At 65.6% G+C, this 21,731-nt stretch carries 20 protein-coding genes; 9 read left to right on the top strand and 11 right to left on the bottom strand.

The features are described 5' to 3' along the window. Window positions 1–11 precede the first annotated feature (11 nt). Window positions 12–866, bottom strand: a complete 855-nt coding sequence (locus EMO90_RS09175; protein WP_150354270.1) for a PHP domain-containing protein — start codon at window positions 864–866, stop codon at window positions 12–14. A 76-nt stretch (window positions 867–942) separates the two neighbouring features. Between EMO90_RS09175 and EMO90_RS09170 the strand changes: the two genes are divergently transcribed. From EMO90_RS09170 to EMO90_RS09140, 7 genes are all read left to right on the top strand, one after another. Further along, complete coding sequence (locus tag EMO90_RS09170) at window positions 943–1,617, top strand: vitamin K epoxide reductase family protein (RefSeq protein ID WP_150354269.1); 675 nt, start codon at window positions 943–945, stop codon at window positions 1,615–1,617. Between the two features lie 18 nt (window positions 1,618–1,635). Then, window positions 1,636–2,535: a diaminopimelate epimerase gene (gene dapF / locus EMO90_RS09165; RefSeq protein ID WP_150354268.1), complete on the top strand. Its 900-nt coding sequence runs from the start codon at window positions 1,636–1,638 to the stop codon at window positions 2,533–2,535. A gap of 44 nt (window positions 2,536–2,579) precedes the next feature. Then, entirely contained in the window at window positions 2,580–3,368 is a 789-nt protein-coding gene (gene murI, locus EMO90_RS09160) for a glutamate racemase (RefSeq protein ID WP_150354267.1), read from the top strand. A 139-nt stretch (window positions 3,369–3,507) separates the two neighbouring features. Beyond that, window positions 3,508–4,359 (top strand): patatin-like phospholipase family protein, encoded by an 852-nt coding sequence (locus tag EMO90_RS09155; RefSeq protein WP_190972033.1) that lies wholly within the window; start codon window positions 3,508–3,510, stop codon window positions 4,357–4,359. Between the two features lie 34 nt (window positions 4,360–4,393). Then, on the top strand, window positions 4,394–5,209 hold the full coding sequence (gene thiD / locus EMO90_RS09150; protein WP_150354265.1) for a bifunctional hydroxymethylpyrimidine kinase/phosphomethylpyrimidine kinase: 816 nt from the start codon (window positions 4,394–4,396) through the stop codon (window positions 5,207–5,209). Between the two features lie 59 nt (window positions 5,210–5,268). Then, entirely contained in the window at window positions 5,269–5,655 is a 387-nt protein-coding gene (locus EMO90_RS09145) for a thiamine-binding protein (RefSeq protein WP_150354264.1), read from the top strand. A 90-nt stretch (window positions 5,656–5,745) separates the two neighbouring features. Next, window positions 5,746–6,795, top strand: coding sequence for a LacI family DNA-binding transcriptional regulator (locus tag EMO90_RS09140; RefSeq protein ID WP_150354263.1), 1,050 nt, complete (start codon window positions 5,746–5,748; stop codon window positions 6,793–6,795). 229 nt (window positions 6,796–7,024) lie between these two features. Here the strand turns inward: EMO90_RS09140 and EMO90_RS09135 are convergent, their stop codons facing one another. The 7 genes from EMO90_RS09135 to EMO90_RS09105 all read right to left on the bottom strand — a co-directional run bounded on the left by EMO90_RS09135 (window position 7,025) and on the right by EMO90_RS09105 (window position 16,700). After that, window positions 7,025–8,320 (bottom strand): O-acetylhomoserine aminocarboxypropyltransferase/cysteine synthase family protein, encoded by a 1,296-nt coding sequence (locus EMO90_RS09135; RefSeq protein WP_150354262.1) that lies wholly within the window; start codon window positions 8,318–8,320, stop codon window positions 7,025–7,027. A gap of 185 nt (window positions 8,321–8,505) precedes the next feature. Beyond that, window positions 8,506–9,720 (bottom strand): amidohydrolase, encoded by a 1,215-nt coding sequence (locus EMO90_RS09130; protein ID WP_150354261.1) that lies wholly within the window; start codon window positions 9,718–9,720, stop codon window positions 8,506–8,508. Window positions 9,721–9,825: 105 nt separating this feature from the next. Beyond that, a complete protein-coding gene (locus tag EMO90_RS09125) occupies window positions 9,826–10,515 on the bottom strand; it encodes an SDR family NAD(P)-dependent oxidoreductase (protein ID WP_223849776.1) in 690 nt (229 codons plus the stop codon). Between the two features lie 48 nt (window positions 10,516–10,563). Beyond that, window positions 10,564–12,390 (bottom strand): ATP-binding cassette domain-containing protein, encoded by a 1,827-nt coding sequence (locus tag EMO90_RS09120; RefSeq protein ID WP_150354260.1) that lies wholly within the window; start codon window positions 12,388–12,390, stop codon window positions 10,564–10,566. Between the two features lie 3 nt (window positions 12,391–12,393). After that, entirely contained in the window at window positions 12,394–14,208 is a 1,815-nt protein-coding gene (locus tag EMO90_RS09115; RefSeq protein WP_150354259.1) for an ABC transporter permease, read from the bottom strand. A gap of 173 nt (window positions 14,209–14,381) precedes the next feature. After that, the gene (locus tag EMO90_RS09110; RefSeq protein WP_150354258.1) at window positions 14,382–15,563 is read right to left on the bottom strand and encodes an ABC transporter substrate-binding protein; all 1,182 of its coding nucleotides are present in this window, start codon (window positions 15,561–15,563) and stop codon (window positions 14,382–14,384) included. Between the two features lie 87 nt (window positions 15,564–15,650). Next, window positions 15,651–16,700 (bottom strand): uroporphyrinogen decarboxylase family protein, encoded by a 1,050-nt coding sequence (locus EMO90_RS09105; RefSeq protein WP_150354257.1) that lies wholly within the window; start codon window positions 16,698–16,700, stop codon window positions 15,651–15,653. A 334-nt stretch (window positions 16,701–17,034) separates the two neighbouring features. On the opposite strand from EMO90_RS09105, the gene EMO90_RS09100 reads away from it, so the two are divergent. Beyond that, window positions 17,035–17,838, top strand: a complete 804-nt coding sequence (locus EMO90_RS09100) for a pyrroline-5-carboxylate reductase family protein (protein ID WP_150354256.1) — start codon at window positions 17,035–17,037, stop codon at window positions 17,836–17,838. 29 nt (window positions 17,839–17,867) lie between these two features. Next, a complete protein-coding gene (locus tag EMO90_RS09095; RefSeq protein WP_150354255.1) occupies window positions 17,868–18,653 on the top strand; it encodes a VOC family protein in 786 nt (261 codons plus the stop codon). Window positions 18,654–18,802: 149 nt separating this feature from the next. On the opposite strand, the gene proC is transcribed toward EMO90_RS09095, so the two are convergent. From proC to EMO90_RS09080, 3 genes are all read right to left on the bottom strand, one after another. Continuing rightward, window positions 18,803–19,597, bottom strand: coding sequence for a pyrroline-5-carboxylate reductase (gene proC / locus EMO90_RS09090; RefSeq protein WP_150354254.1), 795 nt, complete (start codon window positions 19,595–19,597; stop codon window positions 18,803–18,805). A 104-nt stretch (window positions 19,598–19,701) separates the two neighbouring features. Continuing rightward, window positions 19,702–20,997: a sensor histidine kinase gene (locus EMO90_RS09085; RefSeq protein ID WP_150354253.1), complete on the bottom strand. Its 1,296-nt coding sequence runs from the start codon at window positions 20,995–20,997 to the stop codon at window positions 19,702–19,704. Next, window positions 20,997–21,662 carry a response regulator transcription factor gene (locus tag EMO90_RS09080; RefSeq protein ID WP_150354252.1) on the bottom strand — a complete coding sequence of 222 codons (666 nt, stop codon included), beginning with the start codon at window positions 21,660–21,662 and terminating at the stop codon, window positions 20,997–20,999. The genes EMO90_RS09085 and EMO90_RS09080 overlap by 1 nt, the downstream gene beginning before the upstream one ends. Window positions 21,663–21,731 lie beyond the last annotated feature (69 nt).

The raw sequence follows: 21,731 nt of genomic DNA, 5'->3' as shown, positions 1-21,731 counted from the left end.
TATCCTGCGCATCAGCGGCACAGCGTGATCGCGCCGCGTTGCACGATCCGGCGCACGGTCCCGTCGTCCGTCACATTCTCCCCCAGACGGTTCGGCTTGCCCCGCCCGTGCCAGTCCGAGCCTCCGGTCGCCAGCAGGTTCCGGCGCTCGCAGATCGCCAGCAGGCGGCGTCGCTGGGCCGGCGAATTGTCCCGATGCCACACCTCGAGGCCGTCAAGGCCCTCGTCCACCAGCGACTCGATCTGATCGTCGCTCAGCAGCACCGGATTGCGCATCTCCGCGCCGGCATGGGCCACGATCACCACGCCGCCGGCCAGTCCCACAGCCCGTACCACCTCGTGGGTGCTGGGCGAGGGCGTTGGGATGTAGTACTTGCTCGACGCCGCCACAGCCTGCGCGAACGCCTCGGAACGGTTGCGGTACACGCCCGCCTCCACCAGCGCGTCGGCGATGTGCGGGCGCCCGATCGTGGTCTGCTCGCCCTCCTTGACCTGCGCGAGCACATCGTCCCATGTGATCGGGAAATCGCGCGCCAGAAGCTCCACCATCGCCTTCGTGCGCGCCAGACGGCTGGCCCGCGTGGCCGCGAACAGCTGCGCGATGGTCTGGTTGCGCGGATCGTACTGGTAGGCGAGCATGTGGACGCTCACCCGCCCGTCCTCCGCGGTGATCTCCGTGCCGCGCAGCAGCGGCAGGCCGAACTCACGGGACGCCGCCTCCGCCTCGGCCCAGCCGGCCGTGGTGTCGTGATCGGTGATCGCCACGCCGGCCAGTCCGAGCGCCTTCGCTTGGCGGATCAGCGTGCGCGGGGTCTCCGTGCCGTCGGAGAACGCGGTGTGGCAGTGCAGGTCCCATCCTTGAGTCATATCACCATCGTAAGCTGTAGCCAGCCTTGGGCGCGCGACACGCCAGGCGAAGCACATCGATCGGGAGGCAGATCATATGAGCCAGAGCGAACCCACCATCGGCACCACGACCGCACAGCCCGCGTCCGGAACGCCCCTGCGGGGTTGGAGGCATGGATCCACATGGACGTATCTGGTGATGCTGATCGCCTCCGCCGTGGCGCTGATCGTCTCCTTCGTGCTGTCCGCCGAGACGCTGCAGATGGCCCGCCACCCCGGCGAGAAGCTGGGCTGCGACGTCAACGGCGTGGTCTCCTGCACCACCGTGGCCCAGTCGTGGCAGGCGGAGATCATCCACTTCGGCAACATGAGCTTCCCGAACGCCTTCTTCGGCATCGCGGCCGAATCGGTGTTCGTCACGATCGCGGTGATCGGCCTGGCCCGGGTGGCGGTGCCCCGCTGGTTCGCGCTGTGCACCTGGCTGGGCGGACTGGCGGCGCTGGCCTACGCCTACTGGCTGTTCACCCAGTCGATGTACGTGATCCATGCGCTGTGCCCGTGGTGCCTGGCGCTCATGTTCTCCACCACCATCCAGTTCATGGCCCTCTCCCATGCCACGGTGAGCGTGCAGGGGCTGCCCGGCGCGGACTCCAAGGCGGGCGCGGGACTGCGCAAATACTACCGTCTCAGCTTCGATCTCATGGTGGATGTGCTGTGGATCGTGGTGCTGGTGGCGATGATCCTGCTGCAATACGGCGCGGTGCTGTTCTAATGATCTAAGCTGGGTCGCATGAGCATTCCGCAGCACGTCACAAAAACCCACGCCACCGGCAATGACTTCGTGGTCTACGCCGATCCGGACGGCGCATACGAGCCCACCGCGGACGAGGTCCGCTTCCTGTGCGACCGGCACTTCGGCGTCGGCGCGGACGGCCTGATCCGTCTGGCCCGCCCGCAGGCCGTCTCCGATCTCACACAGACCCAGGTGGACTACTGCGAGGCCGGCGGGGCCGAATGGTTCATGGACTATCGCAACGCGGACGGTTCGCTCGCGGAGATGTGCGGCAACGGCACGCGCGCGATCACCCGGTTCGCCCAGTGCGAAGGACTGGCTCCTCTGGCCGGCCGGGGTGTGTTCCGTCTGGGCACGCGCGCCGGCGTCAAGACGCTCACCCCCCTTGGGGACGTGGACGGGCTGGGCCGCGACGTGTTCCGGGTGGAGATCGGCGCATGGCGCATCGGCGAGCTCAACGCCTACGAGGTCACGATCCCGGGGACCAGCGGCTCGGCGCGCGGCACGTTCGTGGACATGGGCAACCCGCACGTGGTTGCGGTGATCGAGGACGGCAAGGCGTCGCTGCCGGCCGTGGAGGCGCTGGATCTGGCGACCAAGCCGGTGGTCGAGCCGGTCATCGAATCCGACCAGAACGTGGAGTTCGTACGCGTGGACGGTCTGGACAAGGCCGCCGGAACGGGCACGGCCACCATGCGCGTCAACGAGCGCGGCTGCGGCGAAACGCTGTCCTGCGGCACCGGCCTGTGCGCCACCGGCGTGACCCTGCGGGCGCTGACCGGCATCGGCCGCTGGACCATCACCGTGCGCGGCGGCGTGCTGCGCGTGGACGTGACGGCGGATGATGTGACGCTCACCGGTTCGGCGACGATCGTGGGCGACGTCACGCTGGCCTGAACGCGCGGCAAAAGCGGCAAGAATCGCGGATAGGGAGGTTCCACATGGCATCCACGGCACCCGTGGGCGTGTTCGATTCCGGTTTGGGAGGCATTTCAGTGGTCCGCCAGCTGCGCGCCGACCTGCCGCACGAGCGGGTCCTGTACTTCGGGGATTCGGCCAACGCGCCGTACGGCACCAAGACGCCGGAACAGGTGCGCGAATTGAGCTTCCGGATCGTGGAGGATTTCGTGCGCCGGGGCGTCAAGGCCGTGGTGATCGCGTGCAACACGGCCACGTCGGCGGCGGTCAACGATCTGCGCGAGCAGTATTCGATCCCGATCATCGGCATGGAGCCGGCGCTCAAGGTGGCGTGCGACGCGGGCCACGGCACCCGTCAGCGCGTGATCGTGGCGGCCACCCCGCTCACCCTGCGCGAGCGCAAATTCGCCGCACTCATGGACCGGTTCAAAGCCGAGCACACCATCTTCAAGCAGCCCTGCCCGGATCTGGTGGAGATCGTGGAATCGGGGCGGCTGGACGATCACGATCTGGTGATTCGCACGCTGCACGGCTATTTCGACCAGTACGATCTGGACTCGATCGACTCGGTGGTGCTCGGCTGCACGCATTTCGTGTTCTACCGCGACTACTTCCGCGAGTTGCTGCCCGATTCCACCGCCATCATCGACGGCAACGAGGGCACCGTCCGTCATCTGGACGTGGTGCTCGAATCCCTGGGCGAACAGGCCCCGGAGGACGCGGAGGGCGGCGTCGAACTGCGCAACTCCGATCCCTCCCCGCGCATCGCGGAACTGTCCCGCGCGCTGCTCACCGCCGGTTCACGTGCCTGAACGGACGAAATCAGGCCCTTTTGCGGGGGTTTCGCGCTTGGATTCCATGCTCGAAATCCAACACAGCCGCGCGAAATGGCGATCCTCACCTCGGGCGGGACGCAGTATGCTCGGAACCGTTGCGACGAAAGGGGAGCACATGGGCAAGCACAGGACCGCGCTGATCGACGTGGGCGGCGGTTTCCGGGCCATCTTCGGATGCGGCGTGATGGACCGGCTCACGGACGACGGCATCGACTTCGACCACTGCTACGGCGTGTCCGCGGGCGCGGCGAACATGATCTCGTACATCGCGCGCCAGCCGGGGCGCAACCACAAGTTCTACACCGAATACGCCTTCCGCAAGGAGTACGCGAGCCCCGAGGCGTTCTTCAAGTACCACAACTTCGCGAACCTCGACTACATCTACGGCACGCTGTCCAACCATGACGGCGAATACCCGGTGGACTTCGAGGCCTTCGAGGCGAACCCGACCGGCTTCACAGTAGTGGCGTGCAACGCCGAGGACGGCTCCACCAAGTACTTCGACAAGTCGCGCATCCGCTACGACGACTTCGATGTGATCAAGGCGTCCAGCGCGGTGCCGGTGGCCTGCGAGCCGTATGTGGTGGACGGCGTGCCCTACTACGACGGCGGCATCGCCGATCCGGTGCCGGTCCAGAAGGCGCTCGACGACGGCTACGACCGCGTGGTGGTGATCCTTACTCGGCTGAAGGACGTGCTGCGCGAGCAGAAGAAGGACATCGCCCCGGCGCGCGTGCTGCGCCATCGCTATCCCGAGGCGGCGGAGCGCCTGCTGGAGCGCTACAGGACCTACAACGACGAGGTCGCCCTCGCCAAGGAGTACGAGCGCGAGGGCCGCGTGCTGATCCTCGCGCCGGACGACCTGTGCGGCCTGTCCACGCTGAGCAAGACCTTCGAGGGGCTGGAGCTCATGTACCGCAAGGGCTACGCGGCCGCCGAAGCGATCCCCGCGTTTCTGGAATCCTGACGTTCTGGGAGGGGCGGCCAGTACAGTGGGCCCTATGACTCATGGGGCTCACAACGCATTGCCGGCGGTGCTTTCGATCGCGGGATCCGATTCATCCGGAGGGGCCGGCATTCAGGCGGATCTGAAGACGATGCTGATGAGCGGGGTGTTCGGCATGAGCGCGATCACCTCGCTTACCGCCCAGAACACCACAGGCGTGCGCATGGTGGAGGACGTGACCCCGGAAATGCTCGCGGCGCAGATCGACGCGGTGTTCGAGGACATCCGCCCCGACGCCGTGAAGATCGGCATGGTCTCCTCGGTTGCGCTGATCGAGGTGATCGAGGACCGGCTCAGGCACTGGCAGGCCTCCAATGTGGTGCTCGATCCGGTGATGATCGCCACGTCCGGCGCGAAGCTGATCAGCGACGATGCGGTGGACGCGCTTACCAGCCGCCTGTTTCCCTTGGCCACCGTCATCACGCCCAACATTCCGGAGGCGGAGACGCTGACCGTGGCGCACATCGCCAACGCGGAGGACATGGAGACCGCCGGGGCGCGGCTCGCCGAACGGTTCGGCTGCTCGGCGCTCATCAAGGGCGGCCACAACGTGACCGGCGACGCCGACGACGTGCTGGTGGACGCGAACGGCACGATCACATGGTTCCCCGGCACCCGACTGGACAATCCGAACACGCACGGCACCGGCTGCACGCTCAGCTCGGCCATCGCTTCGGGGCTGGCGAAGGGCGATCCGCTGCCCAAGGCCATCAAGCGCGCCAAGAAATACCTGACCGGCGCGATCAAGGCCAATCTCGATCTGGGTCATGGATCCGGCCCCCTCGACCACGCGTGGAAGCTGCGCAAATAGCGCCGTTCAGGGCAAACGTCCGGTTTCACAATAGGAACACAGCAAAGGAGAACAGTCACATGGCAATCGACCGTTACGCGGAAAAGCAGGAGGTCCCCGTCGACCCGGAGACCGGCAAGCCGTACCTCAACACGGTGGCGGCGCTGGCGATCGCCCCGAACGGCGTGGGCGCGGAGCTGAGCGACTACGTCTCGCAGGCCATCGAGGTGATCCGCGAATCCGGTCTGCCCAACGAGACCAACGCGATGTTCACCAACATGGAGGGCGATCTGGACGACGTGGTGCGCGTGGCCGTGGCGGCCGCCAAGAAGCTCGCCGAACAGGGCTACCGCACCGGCGTGACGCTGAAGCTGGACATTCGTCCCGGTTTCGAGGGCCAGCTCAAGGAGAAGCCGGCGCTGGTGAACAAAATCCTATCCGAGCAGACCGAGCAGCCGCAGGCCTGAGAGCCGGGCCGCTCTCCCCCGTTTTCCGCTTTCCCTCTCCGTGAGGCAATCCCCAAAAGCCCCCAAAATCATGCGGTAAACTGTTACTTCATGACCACGATGAAGGAGATTGCTGAGAAAACGGGGGTCTCAGTCTCCAGTGTTTCCCTCGTTTTGAACGGGCGGGACGCCGGAAGGGTGAAGCCCGACATCGCGAAGAAGGTCCGTCAGGTGGCGGACCGGATGGGATACAAGCCGAATCCGCTGGCCCGCTCACTGCGCACCAGCCATACCCGGATCCTGGGGTTCATCAGCGAGGAGATCGCCACCACGCCGTTCGCGGGCGGCATCATTCTGGGCGCCCAGGACGCGGCGAGCGCGCTGGGCTACATGCTCATCACGGTGAACACGGATCGCCGTTCCGACGAGGATGAGCAGATCGCCGCTCTGAAGCGTTATGGAGTGGATGGATTCCTGTACGCGAAGATGTCGAACCGCGTCACGGATGTGCCGAACAGTCTGGAGGGATACCCCACCGTGTTGGTGGATGCCACCGACCGCGCGGGCAGGGTTCCGAGCGTGACGCCGGACGAGGTGAACATCGGATACGACGGCACGAAGAGGCTGATCGATGCGGGATGCAAGCGCATCGCCTACGTGGGCTGTTCGGACCCTATGGTCGCGCAGAGTCTGCGGTTCCAAGGTTATCGCCGCGCGCTCGAGCAGGCCGGCCTGCCGTACGATGATGATCTGGTCGTCAACGTGCTGTTCCACAAGCCAGCGCAGGATGCGGTGGACCGGCTCATCACCGAGCAGCGGCCCGACGGCGTGTTCTGCTTCAACGACGCCCGCGCGCTGTACGTGTACCAGTCGGCGTTGAAGCTGGATCTGACGATCGGCCGCGACCTGTCCGTGGTGGGCGTCGACAACCATCGTCTGATCGCGGAGACCGTGGTGCCGGAGCTCACCACCGTGGAGCTGCCGCACTACGAAATGGGCTATTGGGCCACGCGCAAGGTGATCGCGATGATCGAGGGACGCGATCGGCTCAAGCCGTCGGAGCTTGCGCAGACCACGTCCCCCATGCCCCCGCTTGACGGCCCGCTGGAGACGCAGGTGCACTGCGCGCTGGTCGAGAAGGATTCCGTGGCGAGCCGCTGAGCGTCATTCCGCCTGGGCGCGGCGCAGGGGGCTTTCGTCATCCTGAGCGAAGCCGAAGGATCCTTAAATTCCCGCACTGGCCAGCACCCATGATTTGTGCGCAGTGGCCAAGGATCCTTCGACTCCGCTACGCTTCGCTCAGGATGACAGCGTGCTGCTTTGTCATCCTGAGCGAAGCCCGATAGGGCGCAGTCGAAGGATCCTTCGCTTCGCTCAGAATGACGTTCGCTCAGTACGCCCCGCCGATCGCCTGCTCAAGGTCGGCGATCAGATCGGCCGGTTCCTCCAGACCGATCGACAGGCGGATCAGGTTGTCGGTCACGCCGGCCGCCTCGCGATAGGCGCGCGGCACCTCGCGATGGGTGATGCGCGCCGGGTCCACGATCAGCGAACGCGCGTCGCCGATGTTGGGCACGTAGCTGAACAGCTTGGCGCCGTCGAGGATGCGGCGCACGTTGGATTCGTCGCCGTCCATCAGGAACGAGAGGATCGTGCCCACTCCCTTGGGATAGTATTTGGCCACCAGATCATCCTGCCCGGTGGTGCCGATGCCGGAGTAGTTGACGGCCTTCACATGCGGGTTGGTCTGCAGGTACTTCGCCACGGCGGTGGCGGTGGCGACCTCGCGGCCCACACGCGGTCCGAGCGTCTCCAGACCCACCAGGGACAGGTACGCGTTGAACGGGCTGGCCACGGCGCCGAAGGTGCGCAGGTACTTGATGCGCACGCGGCGGATGTACGCCTCGGCGCCAAACATGTCCGCGAAGCTGCGCCACACGCCGTTGCGCTCGTCGCTGACCACGAGTTCGGTCCGGGTGAACTGCGGGAAGCGGCCGTTGGTCCAGTCGAAGTGGCCGCCGTCCACCACCACGCCGCCGATCGCATTGCCATGGCCGGTGATGCCCTTGGTGGTGGAGTGGACCACCACATCGGCGCCGAATTCGATGGGCCGGAACAGGTACGGGGTGGGGACGGTGTTGTCCACGATCAGGGCGACGCCATGGCGGTGGGCCAGATCGGCCAGCGCCGCGATGTCGGTGATCTCAGTGGACGGATTGGCCACGGATTCACAGAAGATCGCGCGCGTGTCCGGACCGATCTTCGACTCGACCTCCGCCAGATCGTTGATGTCCTTCACGAAGTCGGTGTGCACGCCGAATTGGGGGAAGAACGTCTCCATGGCGTCCACGGATGCGCCGTACAGATTGGTGGGCGAGATGATGCGACCGCCGCCCTCGGCCGCGCACAGCAGGGAGAAGGACACGGCCGCCATGCCGGAGGCCACCGCCACGGCGTTGTCGCCGCCTTCCAGGGCCGCGATGCGCTTCTCCAGCACGTCCACGGTGGGATTGGCCACGCGGGAGTAGGAGAAGCCCTTCGCCTCACCGGCTGCCAGCGCGTCGCCGCGTTCCGCCGATTCCATCGTGAACGCCGCGCTGGAGTAGATCGGCACGCTGGCAGCATCGCCATTGGCCAGCGGATCGTATCCGGCATGGATGGATTGGGTGGTGAAATCGAAGGACACGATGGGCTCCTCTGGATTGGTTGGGCCAGCGCCGGCACTTGGGTCGCACGGCCGTTTCATGCAACATTCCAAGTGTACGAACCGGGGCCGCGAAACACGGGCATATGGATACAACGTTTGCTTATTGGCGGATATCAGATCAGCTGATAGGCGTCGATCGGGCGCATCGCTTCGGTCCGTCGCATTCACCGAGCCGCCGGATCGCCCGACTCACCCAGCTCCTCCAACGCACGCACGGCGATGTTGGCCAGATATTCCGCGCCCGCCGGGATGCCGGTGGGATCGGGCGCGAACGTGGGACCATGCGCGGCGCCGGTTTCCCCGGCCCCCACGCGCACGAACACGCCGGGCGCCTTGTCCAAATAGTACGAGAAATCCTCGCCGCCGAGCTCGGGGATGGCCACGCCGGTCTTGAGTCCCAGCCCCTCCGCCACGGACCGGGCCGTCTCGCTCCAATGCGGATCGTTGACCACGGAGGGTGATCCGAAGAACCACTGCACATCCGCCGTGGCACCGTACGCGGCGGCGGTGTTCTCGATGATCCGCACGGCCGCGTCCTTGGCGGCCACGCGATCGGTCGGATTGGTGGTGCGCACGGTTCCTTCGAAGAACGCCGTCTCGGGAATCACGTTCCATGTGCTGCCGGCCTCGAGATGCGTGACGGACAGCACGCGCGGATGGACCGGATCAAGATTGCGGGCGGTCACGGCCTGCAGGCCCTGCACGATCGCCGTGACGGCCGTGATCGGGTCCACGCCGCCGTTCGGTTCGGCCGCGTGCGCGCCCTTGCCGGTCACCGTGACCTGGAACTTGTCCACCGCCCCGGAGATGCCGCCTTCGCGGATGTAGATCGCACCCACCTCGCCGGCCGCATCATGCGTGCCGAAGAAGGCCCGCACATCGTCCAGCACGCCGGTGTCGATCACCTGCACGGCTCCGGTGGGCCGCGTGGCGGTGGCCTTGCCCTCCTCTGCCGGTTGGAAGATGACCTTCACAGTGCCGGCGAACGCGTCTCGGTTGCGCCGGAGCAGCACAGCCGCGCCCAAGGCCACGGACAGATTGAAATCATGCCCGCAGGCGTGCATGAACCCAACGTTTTCTGAGGCATAGGGCAGTCCGGTGGCCTCGGTGACCGGCAGGCCGTCGATGTCGCCTCGCAGGGCGATCACCGGGCCGTCGCCGCGCGTTCCGCGCACCACCGCCACCAGTCCGGTCTTCAGCCCCGAGTCGAGGATCTCGATGCCATGCTCCTGCAGGATCCCCCGAATGCGCTCGGTGGTCGCGAACTCCCCATACGAGGGTTCGGGATGACGATGGAACCATTCGTAGCCCTTGAGCAGGCTGTTTCGCAGATCGTCATCGATCCTGAGCGCATTGTCCGTCATATGCGTATTCTCCATCCTTTAATGATTCAGTAGCTGTTGGATACTTATGTACTTATTCCGCATCGCGCTTGCGCGCGTACTTCGCCGCCAGTTCCTCCCGCGGGCGCAGATCCAGATTCGTCACATGCACATCCCCGGTGGCGTCGGCCAGCCACACGATCGCATCGGCCACGCTCTGCGGCCGGATGAAGTCGTCCGGCCCGGCCCCTCGGGCAGCGTGGTGTCCTGCAGCAGCATGCGCGTGTCGATCGGACCGGGGTAGATCGTGCTCACGCGCACGCCGTTGGCGGTCTCCTCCAGACGAAGCGTATCGGCGTATCCGCGCAGGGCATGTTTGGAGGCCGCGTACACGGCGTGGCCCACCACGCCCCGCTCCCCCGCACCGGAGTTGACGAACACCACAGTGCCCTTCGCGGCCCTGAGCGCCGGCAGCAACCCGGCGGTCAGCAGCGCCGGCGCCACCACGTTGACGGCCAGCGTCTCGGTCCACAGCGCGTCCGTGGCCTGCGCGGCCGGCCCCACCGGACCGACGGCCGCCACATGCGCCAGCAGGTCAAGCCGATCGACCTTGTCCCCCAGCAACTCGCGAGCCCACTTGGTCACGTGATCGCCGTTGTCCAGATCCAGCCGGAACGCCTCGATGTTGTCGATGCCGTTGAGCGTCTGCGCATCGGCATAGGCGTGCACGATCGCGATCACCCGCCAGCCTCGTTTGGCCAGCGTGCGCACAAGCGCCCCGCCCACGCCTCCGCCGGCGCCGGTCACCAACGCGGTCCGCGCATCGCGGCCCGCCTTCTTGCCCTTGGCCATGTCAGTCTCCGTTCCTTGATCTGCCGTTGAATCAACGAATCATCCGGCTCAGTCCTCCACGGCGCCGCCCAGATACGCCTCCTGCACAGCCGGGTTGTGCAGCAGCTCGGACGCCTTGCCGTACAGGCGGATGCGACCGTTCTGCAGCACGTAGCCGTAGTCGGCGATGGACAGTGCCAATTCGGCCTGCTGCTCCACCATCAGCACGGAGACGCCCAGCTCATCGCGCAGCGTGGCGATCTGCTCCAGCACATCCTCCACCAGCTTCGGCGACAGACCCATGGTGGGCTCGTCCATGCAGATGATCTTCGGCCGGCTCATCAGAGCGCGCGCGAAAGCCAGCATCTGCTGCTCGCCGCCGGACATCGTGCCGGCCTGCTGCGTGCGACGCTCCTTCAGGCGCGGGAACCGCTCGTACATGAGCGCCACGTCCGCGGCGATGTTGTCCGACTTGGGACGCGTGTATGCGCCGGACAACAGGTTCTCCTCCACGGTCATGGCCGGGAAGATGCGGCGCGCCTCGGGAACGGCCGCAATGCCCGATTTGACGCGGCCGCGGGTGGATTCATGCGTGATGTCCCTGCCCTCGTACGTGATCGTGCCGTTCTTGGGGTGCTTCAGGCCCAGAATCGTCTTCATCGTGGTGGATTTGCCGGAAGCGTTGCCGCCAAGCAGCGAGACGATCGCCCCCTGGGGCACCGAGATGCTCACGCCCTGCAGTGCATGGACCTGACCGTAGTAGACGTCCACGTTGTCCAGCGTGAGCAGCGCGGACTCGACGGGCTTCTTCCCGTCTGATGCCAACGCGGCCGAATCCGGGGACCCCGCCGGTTCGTTCACCGCAGCCACCGCGTCGATCGCGTTCTGCTTGGCCAGCACATCGCTCTGACCGGCCGCGGCCGTGGTCTTGCGGATCTCCCGGCGCTTGCCCAGATACGCGGCCACCACCTCGGGGTTCCTGCGCACGTCGTCCGGGTCGCCGAACGCGATGATCCTGCCGCCGTCCATGGCGATCACGTGGTCGGACAGCGCGGTCACCAGCTCGATCTTGTGCTCCACGAGCAGGATCGTATGCCCCTGGGCCTTCAGGTGCTGAAGCTGTTGGAGCACCTCGGCGGTTTCCGACTGGTTCATGCCGGCCGTCGGTTCGTCGAGCAGCAGCAGCTTCGGCTCGCTGATGTGCGCGCGGGCGATTTCGGTGCGCCGGCGGTTCGCGTAGGACAGCGTGTACGTGTAATCGCCGCGGCGATCGCCAAGGCGCTCTTTGAAGCGGTCCACCTCGCGCTCCACGCGCTTGTCGACCTCTTTGTTCTCCCGCAGCGTGTGCGGCCCGGGCACCAGCGCGAGCGCGGTCTCCCCCAGCAGGGGCAGCCAGCGGATGATCGGATACTTCTGCAGCGACTTGAACGGCCGCTGGGCGTTGAGCCGCTTGTGGAAGCCAAGGCTGATGTTCTCATCCACCGTGAGCGCGCCGAACACGCGGCCATTCTGGAACGTACGGGCCAAACCGCGCTCGGAGATCTCCGGGGCGGACAGGCCGGCCACCGGCTCGTTGTCGATGTCGATGATGCCGGAATCGGGCTTGAGGAATCCGGAGATCAGGTTGATCGTGGTCGACTTGCCGGAGCCGTTGGGGCCGATGATCGAGATCACCTCGCCCTGGTGCAGGTCAAAGGACACATCGTTGACGGCGTGCAGACCCTCAAACGACTTGTTCAGCTCGCGCACGCGCAGCACCACGGGCGCCTTGAGCACCGCGTGGCGATGATCCTCGGCGAAGGTTTCAAGGTCGGCGTCGCCCTGCAGGTCCTCGGGGGCGATCGGCACGTTGTCCACCGCCTCGTGCAGTTCGGAATCGGAAATGGGCAGAGACATGGTTCACGCCTTTCTCGCGAACAGGCCCTGCGGCCTGAAGAGGATGATGAGCACCAGCAGCACGCCGTAGGCGAGGATGCGCGCGTCGGGCACGAAGCGCAGCAGCTCCGGACCACCGATCAGGATGATCGAGCCGAGCACCGCGCCAAGCGGGGAATTCATGCCGCCCATCACGATGATCGTCAGGATCAGCAGCGACATGTTCGAGTTGAAGATGGTCGGGTCGATGTACGTGTACTGATGGGCCAACAGCGAGCCGGCAAGTCCTGCGAAGAACGCCGCGATGGCGTAGGCGAGCGCCTTGTACGCACCCGTGCGGATCGCAATGGCCTCGGAGGCCTCCTGGTCGGAGCCCACGGCCTCGAAGACGCGGCCAAGATGAGAGGCGCGGATGCGGCTGACCACCACCAGCGCAAGGATCAGCACCACCAGATCGAGCAGATACATCATCTGCTGGGTGTAGAGCACCTGGCCGAACACGTTGGCGAACGGAATGCCCTGGATGCCCAGCGAACCCTTGGTCAGCGGCTCGGCAAGACGGATGATCGCCACCATCACGGAACCCACGCCGATCGTGGCGATGGCCACATAATGGCCGGACAGCTTCCAGACGGGGAAGGTGAGGATGCTCGCGGCGATCGCGGCCACCACGCCGGCGGCCAGCAGGGCCAGCAGGAACGGCCAGTCGAGACGGGTGGTGAGGATCGCGGATGTGTACGCGCCCACGGCGAACGGACCGGCCATGCCCAGAATTGTCTGGCCGGCCGAGCCGGAGATCAGCGTGAGGCCCACAGCGGCGATCGCATAGATGGCGATCTGCGTGCCCACGCCGGACAGATAGTCGGAGAAGAAGAACGGGGTGGCCAACGCGAGCACGGCAAGCGCGAGATTGCCCCACCACGGCAGGCTGATGGGTCGCCCGCCGCCCAGGAACGTGCCGGTGAGCGGTTCGGTGCGCACGTCGGTGTTCTTGCCGAGCAGACCCTGCGGACGCACGATCAGAATGATGAGCAGCGCGCCGAAGGTGATGAGGTCATGCGCGCCATCACCCAGCCAGCTGATGCCGAGCGCCTCGACCACGCCGAGCACCAGTCCGCCAACCACCGCGCCGGGGATGGAGCCGAGTCCGCCGATCGTGGCCGCCACGAAGGCGGTCATGCCGATCGTGCCGCCGTTCATCGGGTTGATGTTCGCGTTGAACAGTCCCACGAATATGCCGGAGATGCCGGCCAGAACCGCGCCGATCACAAAGGACAGGTTGCGGATCGACTTGACCGGAATGCCCATCTGGCGGGCGGCATCCGGATCCTGCGAGGTGGCTCGGATGGCCTGGCCGGACTTGCCGAATTTGAGGAATGCCCACAGACCCAGCATGGAGACGATGGCGAAGATCACCATCACCACGTCGGAGGTGCCGAATCGTATGCCGAACGCCTGGAGGTTGTAGGTGGGCAGAAGCTTGGGAAACGGCCGGGTCTGGGGACCGAAGATGATCTGCAGGCCGTTGTCCAGCACCTGGCCGACGCCGATCGTGGCAAGCAGGGCGGCGATCGGCTTTCGTCCCTCGAGCGGGGAAATCACGGCCACATTCATGATCAGGCCGAGCAGTCCGGTCACGACGATCACAGCGAGAATGGTGGGCACGATGCCCCAGCCGAGCGAGGTGCCGAGCCACCAGGCCACCATCATGCCCACGGCCACGAGCGAGCCCTGCGCGAAGTTGGCGACGTTGGTCACGCCGAAGATCAGGGACATGCCCACGGCCACAAGCGCGTAGACGCTGCCGTGGATGAGTCCGGCGAATAGGGTGTCAATCATGGGAACTTCCTCTGGGGATGTGCGGTTTGCGGCCTGCATTGCATGCCGTGTGGTCACGCGGCCACCGTGATGACGAACGCACGGTGGTCACGCGGCCGCACGGCGACGCGTCCGGATCGGAAGCCCATCTGAAAGGCGAATCCGTTCCGGGCGCGTCCGCCGCGTTATTGCGATCAGTCGTTGTACTGGACGAACTGGCCGTCCTTGACGATCAGCAGGATCGGCTCGATGTTGTCCGCGCGGCGGTTGGTCTGGTTGAACTTGAACGTGCCGCCCTTGCCCTGGTAGAGCGGGATGTCGGTCACGGTCTGCAGGCCCTTCTGGATGCCTTCGCGGGTGGGCTCGGTCTTGTTGGCCACGTAGGCGAGATCGATGATCGCCTGGTAGGCGGTCACCTCGAAGTTGCCGGGGTTGTTGCCGTACTTGGCGTTGAAGTCCTTGACGAACTGCTGGGCCTTGGAGTCCTGGGTGCCGGTGGCGGAGAAGCTGCCGGTGATGATCGTGCCCTCGGCGTTCTTGCCGGCCAGCTGCAGGAACTCCTTGGTCTCCTGGCCGCCGAAGTACGGGCCGGTGTAGCCGAGCTTGTCGCGCAGGGTGTTGATCACCAGAGCGCCGTCCGGGCCGTAGCCGATGTCAACGACCGCATCCGGCTTGGCGTCGCGCGCGGGGATCAGGATCGGGGACAGATCGGTGGAGTCGGGCAGATAGCTGGACTCGTAGACGATCTCGGTGCCATTCTTGGCGGCCTCCTCCTTGAAGTACTGGTAGGCCTGCTTGCCCCAATCGTTCTCGATGTAGACCACGGAGATCTTCTTGGCGCTCTTGGCCACGATATCCGCGTTGGCCTTCTGGTACACGTCCTGGCCAATCTGAGGCGTCCACACATGGTCACCGGTGTCGGTGAAGGTGGGCGCGGAGTTGTTGAAGCCGTAGTGGACCAGACCGGCCTGCTGGAAGATCGGCGAGGCGGCGGCGGAGGCAGGGGAAGCATAGTCGCCCACGACCGCGATGATCGACTGGTCGGCCACGAGCTTGGGGGCCACGGCCGCATCCTGCTTGGCGTCGGACTGGGTGTCGAAGTACTTGAGGCCCAGCTTCTTGCCCTTGACGCCGCCATCCGCGTTCACCTTCTCCACGGCGAGGTCGAAGCCCTGCTTGAACAGGCGGCCGTACTCGGCGTATTGGCCAGTCTGCGGGTAGATGACACCGATGTTGACGGTGTCGGAATCGGCGGTGCCGTTCTTGGCCGCATTGGCCGCGTCGCCACCCAGACCGCAGGCCGCGGTGGTGGCGAGCAGGCCGATGGACCCGACGATGGCAGACGCTCTGACAAGCGCCTTCTTCAGATTGAACATGGTGTTCCCCTCTCTTGGATGATGATTCGGATGTGAAAAATGGAAATGCGATGCGACCGGCCGGACCGTCACGGTCCCGGCCGTCGGTCATGCCACGCGCGCTTCGCTGAGGATCCGCAGGGATTCCTCGTTGGCGGGCGTGGGGACCGTGCAGCTCGGGGCGAGCAGGAACGGCCGGCCCTTGCGACGGGCGATGGTGTCCTGGATCTCGCGGCGGACCACCTCCGGGTCGGCGTCCGGCTCGAAATCGTTCTGGCTGGCGCCGCCCACCGGAACGGTATCCAGATCCGCGTCGATCGACGGGTTGCCGCCGATGTACTGGTCCCACTGGATGATCTGCGCGCCGGATCCCACGAACCAGTCGGGATGCGAATCCTTGCGGCAGGTGTGCAACAGCACCACGGCGTCCGGGTTGGCCTTGCGGACCGCCTCGATCACGATGCGATCGTACGGCTCGGAGAACTCGAGGTACTCCTCGCGGCTGAAGAAGCCCTCGGAGACGATGCCGGTCTCGGCGAAGAAGATGCCGTCGAGTCCCGCGCCGCCCTGCTCGACCGGCGTGACCAGCGCTACGGCGTAGTCGGCGAGCGTCAGGGCGATGTTGTTCAGGGCCCGCTTGGCGTTCCGAGACTGATCCTTGATGATCTGATCGCGCGTCACGATGGGCTTGGCCACCGGATCGCCCGGATAAAGCGGCAGATCGGCGATCTGCAGATAGACGGACAGCGGCGAGAAGACGGTCTGGAGCACCGCGCGGTCCTTGAGCTCCTCGCGGATGAGCGCAGCGGCGCGGTAGTTCTCGCCGATCGCGTTGTCACCCTTGGGATCAAGGCGGTTGACGGATTCAACGTCCTCCGGCTTGGCGATGCCGGGCTTGAGCTGGCGGGGCAGCACCACGCCCGGATAATCGTCGGGATCGTACTGCGAGCCCCATGCCTCGGCGTAGTAGACGGCACGCGGGTTGATCTTGACCCACTCCCAATCCCAGCGCTTCACGAAGTCGACATAGGCGCGCGCAAAGGTCTCGGAACCGTATTCGTGGCCCACAAGATGCTGCCAGGCGCCCACGAGGTACGGGACCTCGGAGGGGCGGCGGTTGGCGATGTCGTGGAACGCCTTGCGACGATCGATGCTCATGTGGGTGCTCCTTCCTTCTGCAAAAACGCCACGGAGGAAATATCCGTCCGCGGCGACCGAAAACCATATAAGCGCAACAGACCGGGCAAAACACGGGGTTTGCTATAGCCGTTGCTTATGAGGGTTCATTAAGACGTTGCGATTGCTGGGTTCATGCACGCCCTATCGATTTCACATATAGCCGTCGCGGCCGGTTGCGCTTGTCCCGCAAGGCATTCGGGGCCACAATGGAGACATCGCGTCGCTTGACATAATATCCCACATATTGAGATTGTCAACAGTCGGGCGACACAATTCGATCAACGCATCGCATCCAACAGGAGGGGGCAATCGCATGGCACACAGCCTGTACTTCATCGGCGGCGGCAACATGGTCACCGCCATCATCGCGGCCGTACGCCGCAAGGCCGACCAGTACCCGGTCGACCACATCTACGTGGAGGAGATCAGCCAGGCGCGCATCGACGCACTCAAGGCCGACTATGGCGTGGAGGCGACCACGCCCGAATCCGCGCCCGACGCGGACATCGTGCTCATCGGCGTGCGGCCGCAGGACGACGTGGCCGGCGTGGCCGCCTCCGTTGCCAAGCGCTTCGATCCGGCCAGGACCACGGTCGTCTCGATCGTCGCCGGCTACACGATCGACAAGCTCGAGGACTCGCTCGGCAAGGACTTCCGACTCGTGCGCATCATTCCCAACACCCTGACCACCGTGGACTACGGCTACTCGGGCGCAGCGTTGAACGCCAAAGCCTCCAAGGAGGATGTGGACGACTTCCTCAACACCTTCGGCAAGGTACTCTATGTGGAGGAGCGCCTGATCGACGTCATCACGGGCTTCTACCCGCCGAACATCGTCTACCACTTCATCGACGCCTACGTGGACGCCGGCGTGCTGGCCGGCCTTCCACGCGACATCGCCCGCGCGATCGCCCTGGACACGCTGATCGGCGGCACCGAATTCCTCAAGCAGCGAGACGTGCTGCCGCAGGTCCTGCTCAACATCAACAACTCCCCCGGCGGCGTGGGCATCACGCAGGCCTACACGCTCAACAAGACCGGATTCGCCGCGGCCATCCAGTCCGCCGTGCTGGCCGCCGTGGAGCGCACCACCGCGCTGGGCGCGAACGCCAAGTAGCCGCAAAGCATCAGCATCAAGGAGATTTCATGGCACGCAAATACACCTGGGACCATACGGTCGATTTCGTCAACGACCTCGACGCCGCGGAGCGGACCTTCGCGGACGCGGGGCTGACCGCCAAGTACGGCGGCAAGCACGTGGGCCACGGCACCGAGAACGCGCTGGCCTACTTCGGCGTGAACTACGTCGAATTCCTGACGCTCTACTCCAAGGAGGAGGCCTCCGCGGAATCCCGCGACACCGGCCTGATCTACACCGACGCGGCCGAACTGCTGCCCGAGCACGAGGGCTTCTACCGCCACGGCGTGCGCGTGAACAACATCGAGGAGCGCGCTGAGGAACTTCACGCCAAGGGCATCGAAACCGGACCGATCGTGCCCGGCAACCGCACCACGGCCGACGGCAAGGAGATCCGCTGGAAGCTGCTGTGGATTGTGCGGGACTCCAAGGCCGGCGACGATCAGCCGCGATACCCATTCCTGCTCGACTGGCTGGAGGACGAGCCCACCCATGCGGCCACGCTGGAGAACAGTGGCCTGCTGCACCGGCACGCGATTGGCGAGGTGACCACGCGTCGGGCGGTCTGGCAGGTGCCCGATCCCGATGTCGTCTCCGCACGATTCTCAGAGGTCTTCGAATTCCCCCGCACGCCCGGCGTCGAGCCCGGCACCTTCGACCTTGAAACCGGCGACGGACTGACGTGGCACTTCGAGGCCGGCAATCGCAATGGCATCGCCGCGCTGGAGTTCAGCGCCCCCGAAGGCAAGGCCTTCGACGTGACTGTGTCAGGCGCACGGTTCAGGAGCCTGTGACGGGGCGTCGCGCATCTGCCCCGCAGAACCACGGAAGGCGGATATTTTCCATCCAACCCTTGAAAATCCAAGGAACCGGTGGGAAATATCCGCCTTCCGTGGTTCTGAACGCGGTCTCGAGCGGGCCACGCCGCCGGCTCGTGAACACTTCACAGTCGCTTGGACTTCTCCGCACCGGCGATGATCGCATCGATCACAGCGCCACGGAAACCGCCCCGCTCCAACGCCGCCACGCCCTCGATCGTCGTGCCTGCCGGCGAGGTGACCATGTCCTTCGCCTCGCCCGGATGCAGACCGCGTTCCAAAATGAGCTTCGCGGTTCCCAGGCAGGTCTGCGCGGCCAGACGGTATGCCACCGCTCGGGGCAATCCCTGCTGCACGCCGCCATCGGCCATCGCCTCGATGAACATCGCCACATAGGCAGGGGCCCCGCCGGAAAGACCGCACACCGCATCGAGCAAATGCTCGGGAACGAATTCCACAACGCCCAGCGCCTTGAACAGTTCGGTCGCAAAATCGCGTTCGGACTGCGTGAAATCATTGTCCGAGCTCAGCGCGAACGCCCCTTCGAACACCAGAGCGGGCGTATTGGGCAGCAGCCGCAGCACGCGCACATCGCCATCGATCCAGCCGCGAAGCCTGTCGGATCCCACACCCGCCACGATCGAGAGCAGCGCCTTGCCCGCAAGCGCACTCCCTGCCTGGGCCAGAGCCTCCTGAGCATTCTGCGGCTTGACGGCCAGCAGCACCACATCGGCCTGCGCCGCCACCTCGTCGTCGTCATCGGCCACGCGCACGCCCCAGTCGGCTGCCTTGGCCCGCGCTTCCGGCAGGATGTCGTACACGATCACGTCATCCGTGCGTAAAACACCTGCGTCCAACGCCCCTTTGAGAATCGCGCCGCCCATATTGCCCACGCCGATCACGCCGAATGTCAATGCCATATTGATCCCCTATCTGATTGAAGTCCCTCGAGACCTTCCCGCCGGACTTCTCGCATGCTAACCGCTCGTTTCAAGGGACATGTCGGCAGCGATATACCTGTTGCCTATTGGGAGTTATCACCCTCTCGTTCCGAGGGAATCCCCACTGCCAGCGACCACTCCCCGTCGGCTTCGCGAACCTGAAGCGTACCGCCCATCCGCTCGATGCGAGCGCGATATCGGCCAAGCCCCGTGCCAGTGGAAAGCTCCATGTCCGAAGCGGCACGCGCGATGGGCGCATCCACCAGCGCGATGTCCACGCCGGCACGCGAAAGGCGGATGGTGAGCACGTAGCCGCCGGACGGATCGGCGTGCTTGCCGATGTTCGTGTACAGTTCCTCGACCAGTCCGCCCAGCAGCTCGCGCACGGCCGTGGAAAGGCGGGCGCCGGGCTGTGCGGTGATGATGGTCTGTCCGTCGAAGCCCAAGGATGCGAGTCGGCGCTCGTAACGCGCGCATTGGTCGCGCAGGCCATCGATCGCAGCCTGATCCGTCGACTCGGGCAGCTCGGCCGACTCAATCGGCTCAACCGCCACGGCCGCATCCGCAGTCTTGATCGCCCCGGCGCCGCCCGGCCCATCGTCCCTTTCAAGCAAGGCGATGACCTCATGCGTATGCCCGAGCGCTTTGGCGGCGGCCTCGCGCAGTTCGTGCAACTCCCCCGCCCCGACCGGCCCGCCATCGGCGATGTCCTTGTCGAGCCTGAGGATCACATAGGCCAGATCGTTGGACACGTAGTCATGGATATCCTGCGCAGCGCGTTCCCGATTGCGGCGCAAGGTCAGCTCGGCCTCCGCACGATCGCGATCATGTCCCCATCGCACGGCCACGCCGCCAAGCAGGAAGCACAGAAACAGGATGGCCACGGGCAGCACGCCGTTGAGGGTGACCGCACCGAGGATCGTATGCCCAGCGCTCAGGATCGTATGCCCGTCGCCCGGCCTCACAGACCAATCCGTCGTCCACCCGCCGCGCGCGAACATCCACGCGCCAGTCGCCGCCAGCGCCGCCATTACGCCCAATCCCCTGTGCGCATAGGCAAGCACGCCCACCGCGATCATCGCGCCGAGCATCATGCCGGACGGCATCGTGACCGATGACGCGCAGGCCGCAACCCACCCCAGCAGCATCAGCAGCCCGCCGCCGACCGGCCGAAACGCCGCCACGACCGTCAGCCCAGTGAACGCGAATGCCACCAATATGCCCATAGGTCCCATGCTCGAGTCGGCATCCGTCGCCCGAGTCATCGCCTCGACCGCGCAAGTCAGGCCGACCAGCAGACAGACGATGAGCAGCCACGCATTGCGCGTCTCCTCGTCGGCCCGGCGAATCCGCCGGATGAACATGCGCGGATTCCCCATCAGAATTCATGCCTCCGCACGCAGATCGATATGGCATGGGCACGCGATTTCGCACCGAGTTTCGCCAAGGCCCGCCGCTCGAACGTGGCCACGGTGGGCACGCCCACGCCCATCGCGGCGGCGATCTGCCTGGTGGTGTCCCCCTCGGCGTACCGGCGCAGCGTCTCACGCTCCTTGGCGGACAGCGCCCGGCCGCCCCGAGCGTCCTCCGCACCGGCGAGCGCCGCATCCTCGAGCAATACGTGCGCATCGGCCGCATCCAGGAACGCAGAGGTCTCGTCGTTCGTGGCCAACCCCTGTGCGGCACGCCGGATCGCCTCCGCCAAACCCGCAAGATCGGTCTTGCCCACGATCGCCTGCGCCCCGCACCGGGCCGCTTCGTCCCGGAACGCGCCGATCGCATACGATGTGATGCCCACCAGTCCCACGGCCGGGGTTTTGACGCGGATCGCACGGCACACATCGGTGCCGGAGACGTCGCGCATGGACATGTCGGTCACGAGCACGTCCGGCCGTTTCGCCGGACTCAGGCAGCGGCTGACCGCGACCGCGCCGAGTTCCGTGGTCCACGCCACTTGGAAATCCGGGTCAAGCCGCGCGATCATCATGCCCAGCATCTTCAATGCATACGGATCGTTGTCCACCAAACCGATGCGAATCGCCATCGCCGCCCTCCTTCCAGTTCCATCCTGCCATCCGTGGCCCGCTCGCCCATCGAACGTCATCGTCCTAAT

The organism is Bifidobacterium vespertilionis (assembly GCF_008698145.1).
GTDB lineage: Bacteria > Actinomycetota > Actinomycetes > Actinomycetales > Bifidobacteriaceae > Bifidobacterium > Bifidobacterium vespertilionis.
The sequence above is the reverse complement of the archived record's forward strand: the minus strand, read 5'-3'. Positions and strand labels throughout refer to the sequence as shown.